We start from the raw sequence: 22,042 nt of genomic DNA, 5'->3' as shown, positions 1-22,042 counted from the left end.
ATCCGGTGTTGTCGTTGAAGTGGTTGTTCTATTGCTTCAAGTGGCTGTCTCGAATAAACCTCTGAATCAGGCTTGCCTGGTGATGGGTGTGGATTCGTGATCAGTTGTCTTGGGGTTATATAGTCAAGCAACTAAGCGCATACGGTGGATGCCTTGGCAGTCAGAGGCGATGAAAGACGTGGAAGCCTGCGATAAGGCTCGGGGAGCTGGCAAACAAGCTGTGATCCGGGCATCTCTGAATGGGGAAACCCACCGACTTTCGGGTCGGTACCTTACACTGAATCCATAGGTGTAAGGGGCGAACCGGGGGAACTGAAACATCTAAGTACCCCGAGGAAAAGAAATCAACCGAGATTCCCTAAGTAGCGGCGAGCGAACGGGGACTAGCCCTTAAGCTAGACAACTGGTAGGAGAAGGCTCTGGAAAGTGCCGCCATAGTGGGTGATAGCCCCGTATCCGAAACCTGAGTCTGGTGAAATCGAGTAGGACGGGACACGTGATATCCTGTCTGAACATGGGGGGACCATCCTCCAAGGCTAAATACTCCTGACTGACCGATAGTGAACCAGTACCGTGAGGGAAAGGCGAAAAGAACCCCTGTGAGGGGAGTGAAATAGATCCTGAAACCGTATGCGTACAAGCAGTCGGAGCGGACTTGTTCCGTGACGGCGTACCTTTTGTATAATGGGTCAGCGACTTATGTTCAGTGGCGAGGTTAACCGTTTAGGGGAGCCGTAGGGAAACCGAGTCTGAATAGGGCGATTTAGTCGCTGGGCATAGACCCGAAACCGGGCGATCTATCCATGAGCAGGTTGAAGGTGCCGTAACAGGCACTGGAGGACCGAACCCACTGTCGTTGAAAAGCCAGGGGATGACTTGTGGATCGGAGTGAAAGGCTAATCAAGCCCGGAGATAGCTGGTTCTCCCCGAAAGCTATTTAGGTAGCGCCTCGGACGAATACCACAGGGGGTAGAGCACTGTTTCGGCTAGGGGGTCATCCCGACTTACCAACCCGATGCAAACTCCGAATACCTGTGAGTACTATCCGGGAGACACACGGCGGGTGCTAACGTCCGTCGTGAAGAGGGAAACAACCCAGACCGCCAGCTAAGGTCCCCAAGTACCAGTTAAGTGGGAAACGATGTGGGAAGGCTCAGACAGCTAGGAGGTTGGCTTAGAAGCAGCCATCCTTTAAAGAAAGCGTAATAGCTCACTAGTCGAGTCGGCCTGCGCGGAAGATGTAACGGGGCTCAAACTGGTCACCGAAGCTGCGGCTGCATACGTTGTATGCGGGGTAGGGGAGCGTTCTGTAAGCCTGCGAAGGTGTGTTGAGAAGCATGCTGGAGGTATCAGAAGTGCGAATGCTGACATGAGTAACGACAATGCGGGTGAAAAACCCGCACGCCGGAAGACCAAGGGTTCCTGCGCAACGCTAATCGGCGCAGGGTGAGTCGGCCCCTAAGGCGAGACCGAAAGGTGTAGTCGATGGGAAACGGGTTAATATTCCCGTACCTTGGATAGCTGCGATGGAGAGACGGAGAAGGCTAGGTGAGCCGGGCGACGGTTGTCCCGGTTTAAGCGAGTAGGGAGTGGACTTAGGCAAATCCGGGTCCACAATCCTGAGACGTGACGACGACTGCTCATAGAGCGGGAAGTCATTGATGCCATGCTTCCAGGAAAATCTTCTAAGCTTCAGGCTATTCGAGACCGTACCCCAAACCGACACAGGTGGTCAGGTAGAGAATACCAAGGCGCTTGAGAGAACTCGGGTAAAGGAACTAGGCAAAATGGTGCCGTAACTTCGGGAGAAGGCACGCTGGCAGTAAGTGAAGCCCCTGCGGGTGGAGCTGAGACCAGTCGAAGATACCAGGCCCCTGCGACTGTTTATTAAAAACACAGCACTGTGCAAACACGAAAGTGGACGTATACGGTGTGACGCCTGCCCGGTGCCGGAAGGTTAATTGATGGGGTTAGCGCTTGCGCGAAGCTCTTGATCGAAGCCCCGGTAAACGGCGGCCGTAACTATAACGGTCCTAAGGTAGCGAAATTCCTTGTCGGGTAAGTTCCGACCTGCACGAATGGCGTAACGATGGGGGCGCTGTCTCTACCCGAGACTCAGTGAAATTGAAATCGCCGTGAAGATGCGGTGTATCCGCGGCTAGACGGAAAGACCCCGTGAACCTTTACTATAGCTTCACAGTGAACTTTGAGCATGTTTGTGTAGGATAGCTGGGAGGCTTTGAAGTGGGAACGCCAGTTCTCATGGAGCCAACCTTGAAATACCAGCCTGACATGTTTGAGGTTCTAACTTGGTCCCCTTATCGGGGATGAGGACACTGTGTGGTGGGTAGTTTGACTGGGGCGGTCTCCTCCCAAAGCGTAACGGAGGAGCACAAAGGTGGGCTAAGCATGGTCGGACATCATGCGGTTAGTGTAATGGCACAAGCCCGCTTAACTGCGAGACAGACACGTCGAGCAGGTACGAAAGTAGGTCATAGTGATCCGGTGGTTCTGTATGGAAGGGCCATCGCTCAACGGATAAAAGGTACTCCGGGGATAACAGGCTGATACCGCCCAAGAGTTCACATCGACGGCGGTGTTTGGCACCTCGATGTCGGCTCATCACATCCTGGGGCTGAAGCCGGTCCCAAGGGTATGGCTGTTCGCCATTTAAAGTGGTACGCGAGCTGGGTTTAGAACGTCGTGAGACAGTTCGGTCCCTATCTGCCGTGGACGTTGGAGATTTGAGGAAAGCTGCTCCTAGTACGAGAGGACCGGAGTGGACGAACCTCTGGTGTTCGGGTTGTGACGCCAGTCGCATTGCCCGGTAGCTATGTTCGGACAGGATAACCGCTGAAAGCATCTAAGCGGGAAGCCCCTTCCAAGATGAGATCTCCCTGGACCCTCGAGGTCCCTGAAGAGCCGTTCAAGACCAGGACGTTGATAGGTCGGGTGTGTAAGCGCTGCGAGGCGTTGAGCTAACCGATACTAATTGCTCGTGCGGCTTGACTATATAACACCCAAGACAATTGCGGATAATGCAGAGCCTAACCGCTCAAACGAAATCAACATCACTCAGTTCTATCCCGTCCCCCAGTGATCAACCGTTTTGCCTGACGACCATAGCGGTCTGGAACCACCTGATCCCATCCCGAACTCAGAAGTGAAACAGACCAGCGCCGATGGTAGTGTGGCGTTGCCCATGTGAGAGTAGGTCATCGTCAGGCTCCTAATACCTAAAACCCCAGCACCGGAAGGTGCTGGGGTTTTTTATTGCCTGAAAATCACGCCCTCACTCACCACAACCCGGTGATATACTTCCTCCACAAAGAACAAACTCTGACAATGGAGTAACCCAATGCCTGCCACTGATCATCTGGTCATCTTTGATACAACGCTCCGCGATGGTGAGCAAAGCCCCGGTGCCACAATGAATAAAGCGGAGAAGCTCCGCATTGCGAAAGCGCTGGAAAAGCTTCGGGTCGACGTTATCGAGGCAGGATTCGCGATTGCGAGCCAGGGTGATTTCGAGGCGGTGAAAGGGATAGCAGAAACCATTAAGGATTCCACGATCTGCAGTCTCGCCAGAGCGCTTGATAAGGATATCGACCGCGCAGCGGAAGCTATCCGGCCGGCACAACGCGGTCGTATACATACGTTCATCGCCACGTCGCCTATTCACATGAAGCACAAGTTGCAGATGCAGCCGGATGAAGTGATTGAGCAGGCGGTTCGATCAGTAAAGCGTGCTAGAAGCCATGTGGATGACGTTGAGTTTTCGTGCGAAGACGCAGGGCGCTCGGAGTTGGACTTCCTGTGCCGGATCATTGAGGCAGCCATTGATGCCGGCGCCACCACGATCAACATTCCCGATACCGTGGGCTACGCGATCCCAGAGCAGTTCGGTGAAACCATCCGTCAGCTCATGAACCGGATCCCCAACGCTGATAAAGCCATTTTTTCGGTACATTGCCATAACGATCTGGGCCTGGCTGTCTCAAATTCACTAGCGGCGGTCTCCCAGGGCGCTCGCCAGGTAGAGTGCACCATCAATGGGTTAGGTGAGCGAGCCGGTAATGCGGCGCTTGAGGAAATCGTGATGGCGGTCCGTACCCGCCAGGACCTGTTCCACATCGACACTCGCATTGATACCCAGCACATCGTGCCCGCGTCGCGGCTGGTTTCCACCATCACCGGGTTTCCTGTTCAGCCCAACAAGGCCATCGTGGGTGCCAATGCCTTCGCCCATGAATCGGGCATTCACCAGGATGGGGTGTTGAAGCACCGGGAAACCTACGAGATCATGCGTGCGCAGGATGTGGGCTGGCACACCAACAGTCTTGTGTTGGGTAAACATTCGGGGCGTAACGCGTTCCGTACCCGTTTGCTAGAACTCGGGATCCAGTTTGAGACCGAAACTGAACTGAATGAAGCGTTCACACGGTTCAAGGCACTCGCTGATCTCAAGCACGAAATTTTCGACGAGGATCTGCAGGCGATTGCCAGCGATACCCGCCAGAAAGAGGAAGACGGCCGGTATGGGCTGGTCTGCATGCAGGTATGCTCCGAGACCGGCGTCGTGCCCAAGGCCAATCTGACCCTGACAGTGGACGGCAAAGAACATAAGGTCGAGGCGGAAGGTAGCGGTCCGGTCGATGCGACCTTCAAGGCAATCGAATCTCTGGTGGATTCAGGCTGCAATCTCCAGCTGTATTCCGTAAACAACATCACCAGCGGCACCGATGCCCAGGGCGAAGTGACTGTGCGCCTGGAACGCGGTGGTCGGATCGTTAACGGCGTGGGTGCGGATACTGATATCATCATTGCGTCCGCCAAAGCCTACATCGAGGCCCTGAACCTGATCAGCAAGGGCGGAATTCGACAGCATCCCCAGGTTGCTGATGTGTGAGCGTTTGAATTCAGTGAGTTCCGACAGGCGAAGTGAATGATTGGATCGGAAGCAGAGCGTCAATTTTTTCTGGGAGCGGCGGGGATACGGATGTGGTATGCCCGGCAGCCACTCCCGGGTGCGGCGCCCAGTCCAGGCTTTGTGTATCCAGAGGAGGACGCAGCTCCTGAGATACCTCCAGGGCGGCCCGAGCCGGTAGCCCGTCGGGCAAGTGGTTCGGTCCGCGTTGGCACGGAGAAGCCGACTGCTCCGGATCGCACCGAAGGCGTTGCCCGAATAGCCGATTTGCAGGCATTGATGGTCGGTAAGGCTGGCGTTCCGGAAAAGGCGCCGCCGCAGTCCCCCGCAACGCCCTCTTTGCCGGAGGCGCCAACCGAAGCTCCGAACTCAGAGTTGTCTGAGGAAGTGTCGGCGCGACCGTCCCGAATCCCAACCGTGAGCGCCAATCTCATGATCTGGGCGGGGAGCAATGTGGTTCTTATCGGAGGCATGTCCGAGGATGCCAGCGGTCGTCTGCAGGAGAGCCTTGCGATGAATATTCTCAAGAGCTTGGGAGAGCAAAAGCCCCGGGTTCTGGGCCGGGTGATCTGGCCCATCTTCAACAATCTGCTGGTCCCCGGGAACTCCGGCCATGACCTTGTTGAGGTGATTCGCCACATTCTGTCAGGTCTGGAGCGTAAGCCTGTTGTTGTTCTGCAGGCCGGAGAGGATTCGGAGCAGGGCTGGTTGGAAGCAGCTCTCGGCCGTGATGCGACAGTTCGGTTTCCGCACACCCTCGCGGAGATTGCCGGTAACCCGACGCTCAAGCGATCCCTGTGGCAACAAATACGGCCTATGGTCGCCCGTTAATGCCCTATCCGGAAGCCTACCAAAAAGTTCTGAACGCCGATCTGCTCATGCGTCCTCTTGTGCCTGAGGATGTGCCGGCAGTGCTTGATATAGAGCGCCAGGGGTATTCCCATCCCTGGAGTGAATCGGTGTTTCTGGATTGTTTCAAGGACAACTATCGGGTCTGGGGTGCCTGCCATGGCGGCGATCTTGTTGGCTACGCTGTCCTGGCTTACATCGTTGATGAAGCGCATTTGCTGAACATCTGCGTGCATCCGAGAGCCCGCGGCGAGGGCGTGGGACGCTATCTCCTGAGGTACGTTCTGGCAACCGCAGCCCATGAGGGGATGTCCCAGCTGTTGCTCGAGGTCAGGGTCAGCAATCATGCCGCTATCGCGTTGTACCAGGATGAGGGTTTTCGCGAAATCGGTCTGCGCCCCGGGTATTATCCGGCCGCCAATGGACGGGAGGATGCACGCGTTATGATGCGTGCTCTCGGCCAGTGAGTGCTCAAGAGCGAGTTAGCGTCACAGAGGCATAGGGCCTATAATGGCCGCCTTTTCCAGAACATCAGATTCAGGTTGCTTTTCGATTATGTCTAACCTTTCCCAGGAAGTGGCCAAGCGCCGCACCTTTGCCATTATTTCGCACCCGGATGCCGGTAAGACTACGATTACCGAGAAGGTGCTGTTATTCGGCCAGGCCATTCAGAAGGCTGGTACCGTCAAGGGAAAGAAATCCGGTCAGCATGCCAAGTCTGACTGGATGGAAATGGAAAAAGAGCGGGGTATCTCGGTTACCACCTCCGTAATGCAGTTCCCCTATGGTGGCAAGCTGGTGAACCTGCTGGATACGCCGGGCCACGAGGATTTCTCCGAGGATACCTACCGGACCCTGACAGCGGTCGACTCCTGCCTGATGGTGATTGACAGCGCCAAGGGTGTCGAGGAGCGAACCATCAAGCTGATGGAAGTTACCCGCTTGCGGGATACCCCCATTCTCACCTTCATGAACAAGCTGGACCGGGATACCCGGGATCCAGTGGAGCTGATGGATGAGGTTGAAGAGGTCCTGAAGATCGCCTGCGCGCCGATCACCTGGCCTATTGGTATGGGCAAGAGCTTCAAGGGTGTGTATCACCTGCTGCGGGATGAAGTCATCCTCTATCAGTCCGGTCAGGGACACATGATTCAGGACAAGCGAATTATCTCGGGGCTCGATAACCCGGAGCTGGACGAGGCGATTGGCGCCTATGCTGACGACCTGCGCGATGAGATTGAGCTTGTAAAGGGCGCTTCCCACGAATTCGATCAGGAAGCCTTTCTTGCTGGCGAGTTGACGCCGGTGTTCTTTGGTACCGCACTGGGCAATTTCGGTGTCGACCACATGCTGGATGGCCTGGTGGAGTGGGCTCCGGCGCCACAGCCCCGAGAAACCGACCAGAGACTGGTCCAGCCTGCAGAGGACGCCTTTTCGGGTTTCGTCTTCAAGATCCAGGCAAACATGGACCCGCAACACCGCGATCGCGTTGCGTTCCTCCGGATCGTCTCCGGCAGTTACAACCAGGGCATGAAGGCACGTCATGTTCGTATTGGCAAAGAGGTCCGCTTTTCAGACGCACTGACCTTTATGGCCGGGGACCGTGAGCACGCCGAGCAGGCCTTTGCTGGCGATATCATTGGCTTGCACAACCACGGGACCATTCAGTTGGGGGATACCTTCACTGCGGGTGAGGATATGAAATTCACCGGCATCCCTAACTTCGCTCCGGAACTCTTCCGCCGGATTCGCCTGAAAGACCCGCTTAAGGCCAAGCAGCTTCAGAAAGGCCTGATCCAAATGTCAGAGGAAGGGGCTGTTCAGGTGTTCAGGCCTCTGCGTAACAACGACCTGATTGTCGGGGCCGTGGGTGTTCTGCAGTTCGACGTGGTGGTCAGTCGCCTGAAAAGTGAGTACAAGGTAGAGGCGATTTATGAGCCGATCAACGTAGCCACAGCTCGCTGGGTGACCTGCAGCGATGAGCGCAAGTTGGACGAGTTCCAGCGCAAGAACAACGACAACCTGGCTCTTGATGGCAGTGACCGGCTCGCCTACATCGCTCCGACCATGGTAAACCTGAATCTGGCTCAGGAAAGGTATCCGGACATCCAGTTCCACAAGACCCGGGAGCATTAAACGTTCCGGGCGGAGGTGACCGTGCAGCTGATCGACGCCCATTGCCATTTTGATTTCCCTCAGTTCGATGGCCGGCGCGAAGCGGAGCTCGAGCAGGCCCGATCGCTCGGACTCCGCCGACTGGTCATACCCGGTGTCCGGCGGCCAGACTGGGACAGTGTCCGTGACACAGCGCTTGCCCATAATGGCCTGTTCTACTGTCTCGGGATTCATCCCTGGTTTGTTGACGAGCATTCCGAAGAGGATCTGACGGAGCTTCGCAGGCGACTTGCGGCACGGCCCGAGCGCTGCGTCGCCCTAGGGGAGTGTGGACTCGACCGCCTCAAAGGCAGTCTTGAAGTACAATGGCCCTGGTTTGACAGCCAGGTGGCATTAGCGAACGAGTTCGGCATGCCGCTTGTGATCCATTCCGTTAAGGCCCATGACGAAGTACACAGTCTGCTCAACCGTCGGCAGTGGACGGGACGGGCCCTGATTCACGGCTTCAGTGGCAGTTTTCAGCAGGGCGAAAAGCTGGTCGATCTGGGGTGCTTCATCGGCGTGGGAGGCGTAATTACTCACCCCCGGGCCCGAAAGACCCGCGATGCAATCGCAAAGTTGCCACTGGAGGCGCTGGTGCTTGAGACGGATGCGCCGGACATGGCGCCGGAGGGTGTACCGCAGGGGCAGAATTCTCCCCGGTATTTGCCGGATATTCTGAAGGCGCTTGCAGAGATTCGTGGCGATACGCCAGAGCAGCTGGCGCCGGTGTTGCTGGATAATGTGTCCCGGCTTTATGGTTGGTCCGGCGCGGATATAGGGGAATAACGAAACGAGCCGACACAGGGTTGGCTTTCCCGGGTGGTTCGAGTATACTTCGCGCCCTGGCTTTTCAAGGCGATGTCATTATCTCAGCCCCGAATGATGGCAGCGCAACACAGGTATGGAACCTCCTCCGGATGCCTTGCATTTACCGGTGGTGGTTTTTAACGTTTCTTATATAGCGTTCAAGGCGGAATCAATGAAGACTCTGAGTGCGAAACCAGAAACAGTAAAACGTGACTGGTACGTTGTAGACGCAGCCGGCAAGACGCTGGGTCGTCTGTCAACCGAAATCGCCCTACGTCTGCGGGGCAAGCATAAGCCTGAGTACACCCCTCACGTAGACACTGGCGATTACATTGTTGTGATCAACGCGAGCCAGGTGCGGGTTACCGGCAAGAAGGCATCTGACAAGATGTACTACAGTCATACCGGCTTTCCGGGTGGAATCAAGTCCATCAACTTCGAGAAGCTGGTCGACAAGGCTCCCGAGCAAATCATTCAGAAGTCTGTCAAAGGCATGCTTCCGAAAGGCCCGCTCGGTCGCGCCATGTTCAAGAAGCTGAAAATCTATGCCGGCGCTGAGCATCCTCACGCAGCCCAGCAGCCCAAAGAACTCGACATTTAACGGAAGGCGGATATGTCTGTAGCACAAAATTACGGTACTGGTCGCCGCAAGACATCCACGGCTCGGGTTTTTATCAAGCCGGGAAGCGGTAACATTTCTATCAATGGTCGCTCAATCGAAGATTTCTTCGGTCGTGACACCCTGCGCATGATCGTTCGTCAGCCGCTGGTTGTTGCCGAGTCTACCGATCGTTTTGATATCCAAATCACCGTTAAGGGTGGTGGTATCAGTGGTCAGGCCGGCGCTATTCGCCACGGTCTGACTCGTGCCCTGATGGATTACGACGAAACTCTGCGTCCGGCACTGCGCAAAGCGGGTTACGTTACCCGTGACGCGCGTGAAGTCGAGCGTAAGAAAGTGGGTCTGCGCAAGGCGCGTAAGCGTCCTCAGTACTCCAAGCGTTAATTTCGCTGGAACAGATCCTGGAAAACCCGGCCCTTTTTGGTCGGGTTTTTTTATGTTCGGACGATTTGTCAGCAAATTGATCTGGAACAGTGATGAGGCGCCAGCGCCGGCTTTCCGACTTGTAAGGCCAAGGTAATTTCATTACCATTTGGGCGCTTATATTTTTGGGTTGTGAAGTCCTTTAAGATGCACATCGCCGGCGGTTTTGCGGGCTGTGACATCGCCTGATGGGAGAAAACCATAATGAGTAATGGCGACGTGAGCCAAGGCCGGCGCCGGTTTCTGATCGGTGCCACGTCTGTGGTGGGTGGAGTCGGCGTCGTCGGTGCGGCCGTTCCTTTCGTGGCATCCTGGAATCCCAGTGCCAAAGCGGAAGCAGCGGGTGCACCGGTAACCGTCAATGTCAGCAAGATTGAACCGGGTCAGCAGATTACGGTCGAGTGGCGAGGTAAGCCGGTCTGGATCATTCGCCGTACCGAAGAGATGCAGGCGAATATCGAGAAGCTCAACGACCGGGTGAAAGATCCCCAGTCAGAAGCGCCTCAGCAGCCACCGTATATTGATGGCATCCTGCGTTCCCTGAAGCCGGAGTTTGCCGTGCTTGTAGGGTTGTGTACCCATCTTGGCTGTGTTCCGTCCTACCGTCCGGAAGTTGCTCCGGCGGATCTCGGTGATGAGTGGCTGGGTGGTCTTTTCTGCCCGTGTCACGGTTCCCGATATGACATGGCCGGAAGGGTCTATGAGGCGCAGCCTGCTCCCCTGAACCTTGAGGTGCCGCCTTATCGTTTTGACGACGATTCGACCCTCACGATTGGTCTTGATCCGGAGGCAGCGTAATGCAAAAGCTGATTAACTGGGTAGACGAGCGTCTGCCAATCGTAGATGCCTGGAACAAGCATCTTGGAAAGTATTACGCGCCGAAGAACTTCAACGTGTGGTACTTCTTTGGTTCCCTTGCCATGCTGGTCCTCGTGAACCAGCTGGTTACCGGGATCTGGCTGACCATGAGCTACAACCCGTCCGGCGAAGGCGCGTTTGCGTCTGTCGAGTACATCATGCGTGATGTCGAGTGGGGCTGGTTGCTCCGTTATCTGCATTCTACCGGTGCTTCGGCATTCTTCGTTGTGGTCTATCTCCACATGTTCCGGGGGCTGATGTATGGCTCCTATCAGAAGCCGCGTGAACTCATCTGGATCTTCGGTATGTTGATCTACCTGATCCTGATGGCTGAGGCGTTCATGGGTTATCTGCTGCCTTGGGGCCAGATGTCCTACTGGGGTGCCCAGGTTATTGTAAACCTCTTCGGTGCTATTCCGGTCATCGGTGAAGATCTGTCACTGTGGATCCGTGGCGATTACCTGATTTCCGGCATTACCCTGAACCGCTTCTTTGCGTTGCATGTGGTAGCCCTGCCGATCGTTCTCCTTGGTCTGGTTGTGCTTCACATTCTGGCACTGCACGAAGTGGGCTCAAACAACCCTGACGGTATCGATATCAAGAAGAACAAGGACGAAAACGGTATTCCGAAAGATGGTATCCCGTTCCACCCTTATTACACTGTGCATGACCTTCTGGGCGTCGGTGTATTCTTCTTTATCTTCTTCATCGTCGTGTTCTTCTTCCCGGAAGGCGGCGGGCTGTTCATTGAAAAGCCGAACTTCGAGCCAGCTAACCCGCTCAAGACGCCCGATCACATCGCGCCGGTCTGGTACTTCACGCCTTTCTACGCAATGTTGCGTGCGGTAACGATTGACCTGTTCGGTCTGGATGCCAAGTTCTGGGGTGTTGTCGTGATGGGCGCAGCGATCGCCATTCTGTTTGTGCTGCCATGGCTCGACAAGAGCCCCGTACGCTCAATGCGGTACAAGGGCTGGCTGAGTCGCATTGCCCTGGCCATTTTCGCAGTCAGTTTCGTGGTGCTTGGCTATCTCGGCCTGGTACCGGCGACTGAAGGCCGCACCATGGTTGCCCAGGTTCTGACGGTGCTGTACTTCCTCTACTTCATCCTTATGCCGTTCTATACGCGTATGGAGAAAACCAAGCCAGTTCCAGAGAGGGTGACAGGATAATGAGAAAGCTGATTTTTGGTCTTTTCATCGCGGTCCTGCCGGCACTCGGGCTGGCAGCGGGTTCAACCGTGCCGCTGGACAGCTTCGAGTCAGATCACTCTGACAAAGCCTCTCTGCAGCGTGGTGCAGCTCTGTTTACCAACTACTGCATGGGTTGCCATTCCATGGAGTACGCTCGATACAAGCGCGTGGCTGATGATCTGGAGATTCCCGATGAGCTGTACGAGGAAAACCTGATCTTCACTGGCGCCAAGATTGGCGAGTTGATGAAGAACTCCATGAGCAAGGACATGGCTGCCGATTGGTTTGGTGCGCCGCCACCGGACCTCACGCTGGAAACGCGTTTGCGGGGCGAAGCGTGGGTGTATTCCTACCTGCGTGGCTTCTACAAGGATGAGTCCCGACCGCTGGGCGTGAACAACGTGGTGTTCCCGGCCGTGGGTATGCCTCACGTTCTGGTGGGGATGCAGGGGCTGTGTGCCGTTGAGCCCAACATCGGGACTCCGGCCAGCGTTGAGCCCTTGAGTGGCAACATCAACAACGCCGACGTATGCCCGGAGTACGCCATCGAAGGCAGCATGTCTGGACCGGAATTCGACCAGGCCATGTACGATCTGACCAACTTCATGTCTTACATGGGTGATCCGGTCAAGCTTGAGCGTGAGCGTCTGGGGATCTTTGTCCTGATCTTCGTGGCCATCTTCTTCGTGTTCGCCTACATGCTCAATCGTGAGTACTGGAAGGACGTACACTGAGAAATAGGGTATAATCCCGTCCCCTGAGTTCCAGCGGGCATAACCGGCCCGCTGGATTTTTGCGTTTTTCAGGATCATTTCGGTTTGTTTACTCGTGAGGTAGTTCTATGGGCGTTGTGACCAAGCGGTCATCAATGACGTTTTTCTCGGATCCGGCCAGCCATTACAGTCACAGGGTGCGCATTGTTCTGGCAGAGAAGGGTGTTACCGTCGATATCGTTGATGTGGATCCGGACAATCCGCCGGCTGAGCTGGCCGACCTGAACCCGTACAACGCCCTGCCGACACTGGTGGATCGTGATCTGGTTCTTTATGAGCCCAATATCATGATGGAGTACCTGGACGAGCGGTTCCCGCACCCGCCCTTGTTGCCGGTGTATCCGGTTGCCCGTGCCAATAGCCGCCTGATGATTCATCGGATTCAGAAGGACTGGTGTGGCCTGGTGGACCAGATCCTGGCGCAGCCGAACGCCAAAGCGTCTGAAACGGCGCGCAAAGAGCTGAAAGAAAGCCTGTTGGCGACGGCGCCGCTGTTCGGGGAGATGCCGTTCTTCCTGTCTGAAGAGTTCACCATCGTGGATTGCTGTATTGCCCCGATCCTGTGGCGCCTTCCGGCCCTCGGTATCGAGCTGAACGAAAAGCAGGCCAAGCCACTGCAGAAGTACATGGAGAGCATCTTCAGTCGGGAAGGGTTCAAGGCAAGCCTGTCCGACCTGGAAGAAGACATTCGCAGCTGATTTGGTAACGTTCCGCTGGCCGGAGCAGGAGAGTGGCAGTGGCTGAGAGTAAAAACACTATGACGTCCAGCCGCCCGTACCTGGTACGAGCATTCAATGAATGGATTCTGGACAATGACTGCACTCCATACATCGTGGTGGATGCAGGCATTCAGGGTGTACAGGTGCCGACCGAGCATGTCGCCAATGGGCAGATTGTTCTGAATATCAGTCCGGGAGCGGTCCGTGGTCTGGTTATCGGTAACGGTGCACTCGAGTTCAGTGCCCGTTTCGGTGGCGTCCCCATGCAGGTTTTCATTCCGCTGCAGGCGGTTATGGCAATCTACGCCAAGGAGAACGGTGAGGGCATGGTGTTCGGCAGTGAGCCAGGCTCTCCGGATCCGGATGGCACTTCCCGTGAGCGTGAGGGCGAGCAGTCTGCATCCGGGCAGGAGGATCGCCCTTCGGGCAGGCCAACTCTCAAAGTGGTGAAATAAACCGCACCCCGTAGTCTTGAAATAGCCAGCTTATGCTGGCTTTTTTTATCCGCCAAAAATCTTGGCGTCGATCAGCCCGCAGAGGGCATTGATGATGAGGAGAAGTAACGGCGTTGCCTCTGTGGGGCTGAGGTTATTCAGCGCAATTTCGTGATCTTCCGGATGCAGGAGCGATGTTATGTCGGATTTCTCCCTGGCGCTAAGGACCACAACGCTCATCTCCCGGTCATGGGCGACCTGGATCGCCTGGATCAGGTTTGCCTTGTGGCCATCGTCCACGATTACGAAAAGAAGATCTCCGGGTTTGCCAATGGCCCTGACCTGGCGGGAAAAAGTGTCGTTGAAGCGATTATCCCGGCAAATCGCGGAATAGGTTGTCGCATCGGCGCCAAGATTGATGGCCGGTAGTGCAGGGCGGTCCTGGTCGAACCGGTTAAGAAGGGCGGTGCAGAAGTACTGGGCCAGAATATTGGCATTGCCGTTGGCGCAGGTAATGATTTTCCCATCCTGGAGCAGCGTTCCCACAAAGGCATTGGCAGCCTCTTCAATGTCGGGGCCAACGGTGCTGGCGGTCTGTGCGGTATGCTCCATATGGCTGGCGAACCACTGATTGATCTGGTGTTCGGTATCGGTCATTTTCAGTATCACTATCCTGCCAGAATTGCGTTCCTGATCCATTGTACCCGGTATTTTTTAACGGTACCCGGGCTGATGGCAACCACATCAATCCGCGAGACGCTGTTCCAGAGCCCATGGCGGTGCAAATAAAAGGAAACGGCACGGATCAGGCGTTTCTGTTTGGGGTAATTGATCGAACTTGCAGGGTCAACAAGACTGCCCGTCCCCCGATAACGGACCTCAAAGAACACGAGGGTCTCGCCATCCTGGCCGACGATGTCGATTTCGCCGCCGCGATTGTAGACATTGCGCTCTAGAATCCGGACGCCTCGACTGGCGAGGTATCGGGCTGCGACGCCTTCAAAATGGTTGCCCGTGGTTTTGGTGCCATCCATGGCAGCTGGTCTGCTCCTGTCGTGTTACTCGCTAATGGGGGCCGTTTCCTGGTTCGTGACTTCTGGCTCGCTCTCTTCGGTCACCGGGTCGGGGATGAGCTCAGGAACCCCATTGCGGAACTGCGCCCAGAGCTGTTCCCGGTGAATGCTGCCTTCGGCTGTCATGGTCAGGATTCCGGTCTGCCCGGAGATCGAGGCGCTTTCAACCTGTCTCAACAGGGGCAGGCGTTTGCTCAGGTGCCACGCATCGGCGCCCATGGCGAACAGGCGCCCGGGTTGGCCACGGGTACCGGAAAGGTTCTCTGTAGCCCGGGTTCGAAGTTCGTTGTCGTCTCCCAGCACCCAGGGAATGTCGGTGAAAATAACCCCGTTCAGGTCACGGTCCCGGGAGGGTGCGGGTGTGCCCTCGTAGATGATGGATGGCGAATAAACGGGCAGGTCACCACCGAAATAAAAGGCGAACAGAGGCTTGAACTGCCGCGCAACGGTGGGCTCTGCCACCATGACGATGGCGTCGGCGTCCTGCCGGCGCCTCGGCTCGAACTCGACATCCATGCCGATGGTCCGCTCAACCTGAATGGCCCTGTCCCGGGAAACGGTGATGCCCAGAAGGTCGGCCGTTACCGCCCGAAGATTGTCCTCCCGGTAGAAGCGCTCGATATCCAGTGCAACCCCTTCGTTGGAGGCCATTCGCTTCAATAACGCGGCCTCAACCCGATCGCCCCATTCGCCACCGGGGATAAGAACCAGAACCTGGCGCAGTTGTTCTGCGGCAAGTCGGTCGGCAATCTGTCGGGCCTCATCTTCGGCGGAAAGCCCGAATTGATACAGCCCGTCAGCAGGCCGGGTATCGGCTGGCAGATAGTTTAGCCCGAGCGCAGGCACCGGCAGCGTATTCATTGAGCCAAGCCCCGCAAGCGCTTCCTTTTCGAGGGGGCCGACAATCAGGTCGATATCCTGTTCGGACAGCTGCTTGTAAAGATCGGCGAACGCTGTGCCGGCGGTGTTGAAAATGCGAATGTCTGTTTCGCCCCGGTCGGCAGAGTCATCAAGGTAGTAGGCCGCCAGAAAGCCGTCCCGGATTGCCTTGCCTGCCGTTGCCAGCGGCCCCTCGAGGGGAAGGGCAAGTGCGATTTTTTCGGGGCGACTTTCGGCCAGCGTCGCGATCAGTCGCAATTCCGCAGGCAGAACCTGAGCGGCCGGATGACCCGGCCAATTGTTTTGCCAGTTGCGGATGATTCGTCCCTGCTCGTCAATGCCGGCGTCCGGTGTTCTGACAAGGCTGGCCAATTCCAGCCAGCCCTGGGCTTCATAGCCGATGGCCTCGGCAGACGCCGAGCTCAGGTCGCTCTCAGAGACCTGTTCCAACATGGACCAGATCCGGTTGTGAATCTGTTGCGCATCCGCCGTGTTATCCGTTTGCGCCAGCAGAATCAGGGTCATTGCCGCGGGTATGGGCTCGCCGGCGAGGCTGTATGTGTCCGTCTGCAGGTTGGCCGCCCGGGTGATCAGGTCAGCCGGGTAGTCGATAAAGGTAGACGGAGCGAGTTCGCCGGCGATTGCTTTTGCCCAGGACTCATCCCCAAGGGCTGTGGCGCTCGCCATGGCCAGCAGCAGTTTTTGATTGCCAAGCCCGGAGGCGGGTTGCGCGAGCTGCCGACTTTGCAGTAGCGTTCTGGCCGCTTCGTGATTGCCCTGATCCTGGAACCTGCTGGCGATCCGAAGCAGATAGGCCTGTGCGGTTTCGGTGTTGTCCTCGTTGCTCGCCAGTTCCAGGGCCTGGTCGGCAGTTTGTGCAACGTGGGTTTCGAGGTTCACGGTGGCGCAACCAGCCGACAAAAGGGCGGCAGTAAATACGCTGGCCAGGGCTCGTTGATGAATGCGGATCTTTATCATGGCAGGCTCGACATACTCCGGATGATTGGGCTTGTAGCGCCAGATTAACGGTGGCAAGTTTAACAGCTCCGGGGTTAATTCACATGACGTAACTGTCACGGTCCCGGGCTCCCCATGAGAGAGGCAAAAGCTTTGAAAGATGAAGTTAGCGATTTCACATCGTCAGACAGCCGCAAGGGTGAATTGAAAGGAACGCTCTATGTTGTTGCCACACCCATCGGCAATCTCGACGATCTGTCTCCGCGGGCGGCCCGGACACTGGCCAGTGTGGATGTGGTGGCAGCAGAGGATACGCGCCACAGCGGGCGGTTGTTGAGCCATTTAGGTATCCAGAAGCGCATGGTCGCGTTGCACGATCATAATGAAAAGGATCGCACCGCCGGGATCCTGACTGAGCTGCAGGCCGGACGTGATGTGGCTCTGATCTCCGATGCGGGTACGCCGCTGATTTCAGATCCCGGTTATGTGTTGGTGCGCGAGGCCCGGGCTGCAGGCCATCGAGTCAGCCCGATCCCCGGGCCCTGTGCTCTGGTGGTGGCATTGAGTGTCGCCGGTCTGCCGACGGATCGATTCCTGTACGTGGGATTTTTACCTGCAAAGCGCTCTGGCCGCAGGGCCAGTCTCGAGGTGCTGAGCAGTGAAGTGGCGACTCTGGTCTTCTATGAGTCGCCCCATCGGATTATGGAATCGGTACGCGATATTGCCGACGTGCTGGGGTCGGATCGTGAGATTGTGCTGGGTCGCGAAATAACCAAGACCTTCGAAACCTTCTACTCTGGCTCGGTGGCCGACGTTCTGGCTGAGTTGGAGCGGGACCCTCATGGAAACCGCGGTGAGTTCGTAGTGATGGTTCGCGGCGCAGCGGCTCAGGCCGGTAGTGAAGAGGCCGCTACCATGGATGTAGACCGTATGCTTCGTGTTTTGCTTGCGGAGCTGCCGGTCAAAAAGGTCGCCAAAATGGCTTCAGAGCTGACCGGGCTATCGAAAAACGAGCTTTATCAAAGGGCCTTGGCATTAAAGGATGGTTGAATTCAGGGGCAGTTTCTCTTGCAAGGCCATAGGTGCAGGAGTATTGTCTCGCCCGAGCTCGCCAGACAGTCGCCGCCGGTTTTCCGGGGGAGGAAAGTCCGGGCTCCACAGGGCAAGGTGCCAGGTAACGCCTGGGCGGCGCGAGCCGACGGAAAGTGCAACAGAAAGTATACCGCCTAAGCGCCTTCGGGCGCCGGTAAGGGTGAAATGGTGCGGTAAGAGCGCACCGCGTGGCTGGCAACAGTCCACGGCGATGGTAAACCCCACCTGGAGCAAGACCAAATAGGAATCCAATAGCGTGGCCCGCGCTGGATTCGGGTAGGTTGCTTGAGGCCTGTGGTGACGCAGGCCCTAGATGAATGACTGTCCAAGACAGAACCCGGCTTATCGGCGAGCTCGTTTTTTCCCTTCGTGTGACGTCTGTCATTCTCAGTAGGCGTTCTTTATAGCCAAAAAATCTTAAACCTCACTTGCAGTCTTCAGACTTTTTTGCAGGTATTTGATTTTACTTCTTTTCTTTTCCGTAATCTCACGATTTCATCGAATCCAGCCCTGTAACCTCTTGTCGTTAAAGGAAGTTTTCCAAGAGTGGCGCTGTTTGCGGCGCTTGCATTGTGTATTGCGTGTTTCTATAGTGTGCAGAAGTGGGAAAAAGTGGATTCTAGTGGTTTTTTGTGGATATCAGGCACCCAGAGACAGCGTAAATGAGCAATTTTCTTGGCAGTCATGCCATCAATATGGATGCGAAGGGTCGCCTGGCGATCCCCGCCAAGGTGCGCGAAGAGCTCGCGCAGGCCTGTGGTGGGCGCATTGTATTGACGGCAAACGCTGACGAGGAGCGGTGCCTGTTGCTTTATCCCGAGCCCGAATGGGAGGTTTTACGGCCCAAAATTGAGGCGCTTCCGAACATGAACAAAGCGGCCCGGCGTCTCCAGCGCCTGATCCTGGGTAACGCTGCGCCCATGGAGCTGGACTCTGCCGGCCGCATACTGATTCCGCCAACGCTGAGAAGCTATGCCCATCTGGAGAAGAAGCTGATGTTGATCGGGCAAGGCAAGAAACTTGAGCTCTGGAGCGAGGAGCGCTGGTTCGCCTGGCTGGATGAGTCCTCTGATGACGAAGAGATGCCGCCCGAGATGGAGGCGCTGTCCTTATGACCTCCGATCGCAATCAGGAGGCCGGGGCGGTGTACTCGCATCGCTCGGTACTCCTGGATTCGGCGGTCGACTATCTGGTTAACGACCCCGATGGCTATTACGTGGATGGCACCTTCGGACGGGGTGGTCACAGTCGCCTGATTCTGGGCCGTCTCGGAGAGTCGGGTCAGCTGCTTGGCATTGATAAGGATCCGGAAGCAATTCGCGCGGCGCGGGAGCTGGAAGCCCAGGATAGCCGCTTCCACTGTTTTCATGGTTCCTTTGCAGAGCTTGGCGCCGCGCTGGCCGGTCAGGGTTGGCAGACAGTCAATGGCGTTTTGCTGGATTTGGGCGTGTCATCGCCGCAGCTTGATGATGCCTCACGTGGCTTCAGTTTCATGCGGGATGGTCCGCTGGATATGCGCATGAACACCGAGCAATCGCCCAGTGCGGCGGAGTGGCTGGCAACGGCGGAAGAATCGGATATAGCGAATGTGATCTTCCGCTATGGCGAGGAACGGTTCTCCAGGCGCATTGCGCGGCTGCTGGTTGAGCGTCGGCAAGAGGCGCCGGTCGAGACTACTCGTCAGTTGGCGGAGCTGGTCAGCGAGGCTGTGCCCAAGAAAGAAAAGCACAAGCATCCGGCCACTCGGACGTTTCAGGCCATCCGGATTTTTATCAACCGGGAACTGGAGGATCTGGAAATCGGCCTTCAGTCTGCTGTTGACCACCTGGCACCCGGCGGGCGCCTGGTGGTGATCAGTTTTCATTCGCTGGAAGACCGGCTGGTCAAGCGATTCATGAGGGATCTGGCCCGGGGGCCGCAGCTGCCCAAGGGTGTTCCGGTAACCGCGGAACAGGAAACGTCGGACTTCCGGCTTGTTGGCAAGGCCAGCAAGGCTGGCGCTGACGAAGTAAGTGACAACGTACGTGCCCGCAGCGCAGTCATGCGGGTTCTGGAACGCACAGATACCAGAAAAAACTCGCAGGGGAGCGCGTGACCATGGGCGCGGTAGCCATTGAAGAGCCGGTAAAAACGGCAAAGCTGAACAAACAGATGGTCCGGGACGGCGTTGCAACTGCAGTCCGGATTTCAAGGCAGGTGTTTGCTGCGACGAAGCAAGGCAGAGTGCTGGTCTCGCTCGGGCTGGTTGCCGTGTTGCTGGCCTCCTCCATCGGCGTGGTGGTCAGTGCTCACGAGAACCGGGAGCTCTTTAATACCCTGTCCCAGCTTCAGTCCGAGCGCGATCGCTACCAGAGCGAGTGGAGCCAGTTGCTGCTGGAGCAAAGCGCACTGAGCGCCCACGGGCGAGTGGAGAAACTGGCGGCCGAGCGTTTCGGCATGGTGGTGCCGGGGCGTCAGGACATTGTTCTGGTACCGCTGATGTCGCCGGTTGCTGACCGATAGTCAACGAAAACAACAACGATTCAGGGTGATCGACGTGTCCGATCAGGGAAAGAAGACAACATGGGGGCAGCGTCTGGCGTCCGGGCTGGCAGCCTGGCGTTTTGGCTCCGTCGTGGGCGTCTTTCTCCTGGTCGTAGGTGTGCTTGGCTGGCGCCTGGTTGACCTTCATGTAGTCGACAACGAGTTTCTGCGCAAGCAGGGAGATGTCCGGACCATCCGGGTTGAGAGTATTGATGCCCATCGTGGTGTGATCACTGATCGTTACGACGAGCCGCTGGCCGTCAGCACTCCGGTGCAGACCATCTGGGCCAATCCTTCGGAGGCCGATCCCGCCGAGGCGCGACTGACTAACCTCGCGCGGCTTCTGGATATCAATGAGGCTTCCCTCCGGCAGCGTCTGGAAGAGTACTCCGGACGGGAGTTTATCTACCTGCGCCGAAAGGTTCAGCCGGATCTGGCCAGAAAGGTCCTGGATCTGGAGATTGATGGTGTCTACGCCCGCCAGGAGTACCGCCGATATTACCCTGCGGGCGAAGTGACCGCTCACGTTGTGGGCTTCACAGATATTGATGAGCGTGGCCAGGAAGGGATAGAACTTGCCTACAACCAGTGGTTGTCCGGCGAAACCGGCCGCAAGCGTGTTCTGAAAGACAACCGGGGTCGAGTCATCAAGGATCTGACCCTGATTCGCGATGCCAGTCCGGGCCAGAATCTCGCGCTCAGCATTGATCTGCGCCTCCAGTACCTGGCTTACCGGGAACTCAAGGCGGTGGTGGCGGCTCATAATGCCAGAGGGGGCACGCTGGTCATGCTCGACGTGGATACCGGTGAGGTCCTGGCAATGGTCAACCAGGGGTCCTACAACCCCAACGATCGCAGCCAGCTTGCCGCCGAGAATCTCCGGAACAAGGCCATTACCGATCTGTTCGAGCCCGGCTCAACCATGAAGCCGATTACCATGGCGGCCGCCCTGGAGTCCGGCACTTACTCGGTTAACAGCACCATTGATACCAATCCGGGCTTTCGCCGGTTTGGTCGTTTTACCATTCGGGACCACCGCAACTATGGCGTGATGGATATGGCCGAGATCATCGTCAAATCCAGCAACGTTGGAATCAGCCGGATTGCCACCGATCTTGGTGGTGATGTGATTCGCGATCTTTACGCCAGGCTTGGGCTTGGCCAGCCAACGGGTATCGGTTTTCCGGGCGAAGCGGTGGGGGTCTTGCCATCGCCGCCCAAGTGGCGTCCAGTGGAAGAAGCAACGCTGTCTTATGGTTATGGCATGAGTGTGAATGCTCTTCAGCTGGCCCAGGCCTATATGGTGATTGCCAACGGTGGTGTGCGGTATCCACTGAGCCTGGTTCGGCAGGATAAAAAGCCGGAGGGGCAACGGGTGCTGTCGGAGCAGGTAACCCATCAGGTTCGCGCTATGTTGCGCGAGGCAGTGTCGAGGGGAACGGGTAAACGTGCACAGCCGGGATTCTACTCGGCCGGCGGCAAGACCGGGACGGTTCATCTTGTTGGTGCCCAGGGATACGAAGACAGCCAGTACAAGGCGATTTTTGCCGGTATGGCGCCCATTGATAATCCAAGGTTGGTTACGGTTGTGGCCGTTGATGCGCCGCAGTCCGGAGAGTACTACGGTGGCGAAGTGGCGGCGCCGGTATTTTCACGGGTAATGAGTGACGCACTGCGACTGTTGAATGTGAAGCCTGAACTGGAAGTGGGAGAGGCCGAAATCGGTTCATCTGCTACCGGAGAGCGAGGGTAAGCC

20 protein-coding genes, 2 rRNA genes and 1 other RNA gene are annotated in these 22,042 nt (G+C 56.7%); 20 read left to right on the top strand and 3 right to left on the bottom strand.

What is annotated here, in order from left to right:
* Positions 1-121: 121 nt before the first annotated feature.
* The 14 genes from ABNF92_RS06595 to ABNF92_RS06530 all read left to right on the top strand — a co-directional run bounded on the left by ABNF92_RS06595 (position 122) and on the right by ABNF92_RS06530 (position 13,783).
* Positions 122-3,013: ribosomal RNA gene (locus ABNF92_RS06595) — 23S ribosomal RNA — on the top strand.
* Positions 3,014-3,112: 99 nt separating this feature from the next.
* Positions 3,113-3,227: ribosomal RNA gene (gene rrf, locus ABNF92_RS06590) — 5S ribosomal RNA — on the top strand.
* A 131-nt stretch (positions 3,228-3,358) separates the two neighbouring features.
* Positions 3,359-4,909 carry a 2-isopropylmalate synthase gene (locus ABNF92_RS06585; protein WP_349343766.1) on the top strand — a complete coding sequence of 517 codons (1,551 nt, stop codon included), beginning with the start codon at positions 3,359-3,361 and terminating at the stop codon, positions 4,907-4,909.
* 36 nt (positions 4,910-4,945) lie between these two features.
* Positions 4,946-5,758 carry a 2-isopropylmalate synthase gene (locus tag ABNF92_RS06580; RefSeq protein WP_349343765.1) on the top strand — a complete coding sequence of 271 codons (813 nt, stop codon included), beginning with the start codon at positions 4,946-4,948 and terminating at the stop codon, positions 5,756-5,758.
* On the top strand, positions 5,758-6,243 hold the full coding sequence (gene rimI / locus ABNF92_RS06575; protein WP_349344066.1) for a ribosomal protein S18-alanine N-acetyltransferase: 486 nt from the start codon (positions 5,758-5,760) through the stop codon (positions 6,241-6,243). Before ABNF92_RS06580 ends, rimI begins: the two co-directional genes overlap by 1 nt.
* Before the next feature lie 88 nt (positions 6,244-6,331).
* Complete coding sequence (gene prfC, locus ABNF92_RS06570; protein WP_349343764.1) at positions 6,332-7,912, top strand: peptide chain release factor 3; 1,581 nt, start codon at positions 6,332-6,334, stop codon at positions 7,910-7,912.
* Between the two features lie 21 nt (positions 7,913-7,933).
* Positions 7,934-8,719, top strand: coding sequence for a TatD family hydrolase (locus ABNF92_RS06565; protein ID WP_069184012.1), 786 nt, complete (start codon positions 7,934-7,936; stop codon positions 8,717-8,719).
* 193 nt (positions 8,720-8,912) lie between these two features.
* Positions 8,913-9,341: a 50S ribosomal protein L13 gene (gene rplM / locus ABNF92_RS06560; RefSeq protein ID WP_008176556.1), complete on the top strand. Its 429-nt coding sequence runs from the start codon at positions 8,913-8,915 to the stop codon at positions 9,339-9,341.
* A 12-nt stretch (positions 9,342-9,353) separates the two neighbouring features.
* Positions 9,354-9,746 (top strand): 30S ribosomal protein S9, encoded by a 393-nt coding sequence (rpsI, locus tag ABNF92_RS06555; protein ID WP_069184011.1) that lies wholly within the window; start codon positions 9,354-9,356, stop codon positions 9,744-9,746.
* Positions 9,747-9,989: 243 nt separating this feature from the next.
* Positions 9,990-10,583: a ubiquinol-cytochrome c reductase iron-sulfur subunit gene (gene petA, locus ABNF92_RS06550; RefSeq protein ID WP_069184010.1), complete on the top strand. Its 594-nt coding sequence runs from the start codon at positions 9,990-9,992 to the stop codon at positions 10,581-10,583.
* Positions 10,583-11,815: a cytochrome bc complex cytochrome b subunit gene (locus ABNF92_RS06545; protein WP_069184009.1), complete on the top strand. Its 1,233-nt coding sequence runs from the start codon at positions 10,583-10,585 to the stop codon at positions 11,813-11,815. The genes petA and ABNF92_RS06545 overlap by 1 nt, the downstream gene beginning before the upstream one ends.
* The gene (locus ABNF92_RS06540; protein WP_136630355.1) at positions 11,815-12,570 is read left to right on the top strand and encodes a cytochrome c1; all 756 of its coding nucleotides are present in this window, start codon (positions 11,815-11,817) and stop codon (positions 12,568-12,570) included. Before ABNF92_RS06545 ends, ABNF92_RS06540 begins: the two co-directional genes overlap by 1 nt.
* Positions 12,571-12,677: 107 nt before the next feature.
* Positions 12,678-13,307, top strand: a complete 630-nt coding sequence (locus tag ABNF92_RS06535) for a glutathione S-transferase N-terminal domain-containing protein (RefSeq protein WP_069184007.1) — start codon at positions 12,678-12,680, stop codon at positions 13,305-13,307.
* A 59-nt stretch (positions 13,308-13,366) separates the two neighbouring features.
* A complete protein-coding gene (locus ABNF92_RS06530) occupies positions 13,367-13,783 on the top strand; it encodes a ClpXP protease specificity-enhancing factor (RefSeq protein ID WP_174805052.1) in 417 nt (138 codons plus the stop codon).
* A 45-nt stretch (positions 13,784-13,828) separates the two neighbouring features.
* On the opposite strand, the gene ABNF92_RS06525 is transcribed toward ABNF92_RS06530, so the two are convergent.
* Genes ABNF92_RS06525 through ABNF92_RS06515 form a run of 3 tightly spaced genes read right to left on the bottom strand, consistent with a single transcriptional unit; the run spans position 13,829 to position 16,749 of the window.
* Positions 13,829-14,419 (bottom strand): SIS domain-containing protein, encoded by a 591-nt coding sequence (locus tag ABNF92_RS06525; RefSeq protein ID WP_069184005.1) that lies wholly within the window; start codon positions 14,417-14,419, stop codon positions 13,829-13,831.
* An 11-nt stretch (positions 14,420-14,430) separates the two neighbouring features.
* Positions 14,431-14,796 carry a YraN family protein gene (locus ABNF92_RS06520; protein ID WP_136630356.1) on the bottom strand — a complete coding sequence of 122 codons (366 nt, stop codon included), beginning with the start codon at positions 14,794-14,796 and terminating at the stop codon, positions 14,431-14,433.
* Between the two features lie 24 nt (positions 14,797-14,820).
* On the bottom strand, positions 14,821-16,749 hold the full coding sequence (locus tag ABNF92_RS06515; RefSeq protein ID WP_227514540.1) for a penicillin-binding protein activator: 1,929 nt from the start codon (positions 16,747-16,749) through the stop codon (positions 14,821-14,823).
* A 75-nt stretch (positions 16,750-16,824) separates the two neighbouring features.
* Between ABNF92_RS06515 and rsmI the strand changes: the two genes are divergently transcribed.
* The 6 genes from rsmI to ABNF92_RS06485 all read left to right on the top strand — a co-directional run bounded on the left by rsmI (position 16,825) and on the right by ABNF92_RS06485 (position 22,039).
* The gene (rsmI, locus tag ABNF92_RS06510; RefSeq protein ID WP_349343763.1) at positions 16,825-17,721 is read left to right on the top strand and encodes a 16S rRNA (cytidine(1402)-2'-O)-methyltransferase; all 897 of its coding nucleotides are present in this window, start codon (positions 16,825-16,827) and stop codon (positions 17,719-17,721) included.
* Positions 17,722-17,774: 53 nt separating this feature from the next.
* An RNA gene (gene rnpB / locus ABNF92_RS06505) (RNase P RNA component class A) lies at positions 17,775-18,124 on the top strand.
* A 301-nt stretch (positions 18,125-18,425) separates the two neighbouring features.
* Positions 18,426-18,878: a division/cell wall cluster transcriptional repressor MraZ gene (mraZ, locus tag ABNF92_RS06500; RefSeq protein WP_064227001.1), complete on the top strand. Its 453-nt coding sequence runs from the start codon at positions 18,426-18,428 to the stop codon at positions 18,876-18,878.
* Complete coding sequence (gene rsmH, locus ABNF92_RS06495) at positions 18,875-19,858, top strand: 16S rRNA (cytosine(1402)-N(4))-methyltransferase RsmH (protein ID WP_349343762.1); 984 nt, start codon at positions 18,875-18,877, stop codon at positions 19,856-19,858. Before mraZ ends, rsmH begins: the two co-directional genes overlap by 4 nt.
* Positions 19,859-19,860: 2 nt before the next feature.
* Positions 19,861-20,265 (top strand): cell division protein FtsL, encoded by a 405-nt coding sequence (gene ftsL, locus ABNF92_RS06490; RefSeq protein ID WP_069184001.1) that lies wholly within the window; start codon positions 19,861-19,863, stop codon positions 20,263-20,265.
* Positions 20,266-20,299: 34 nt separating this feature from the next.
* Positions 20,300-22,039 (top strand): penicillin-binding protein 2, encoded by a 1,740-nt coding sequence (locus ABNF92_RS06485; RefSeq protein ID WP_069184018.1) that lies wholly within the window; start codon positions 20,300-20,302, stop codon positions 22,037-22,039.
* The last annotated feature ends 3 nt before the right edge of the window (positions 22,040-22,042 follow it).

The sequence above is a fragment of the Marinobacter sp. MMG032 genome (assembly GCF_040112695.1).
Taxonomy (GTDB): domain Bacteria; phylum Pseudomonadota; class Gammaproteobacteria; order Pseudomonadales; family Oleiphilaceae; genus Marinobacter; species Marinobacter salsuginis.
The sequence above is the reverse complement of the archived record's forward strand: the minus strand, read 5'-3'. Positions and strand labels throughout refer to the sequence as shown.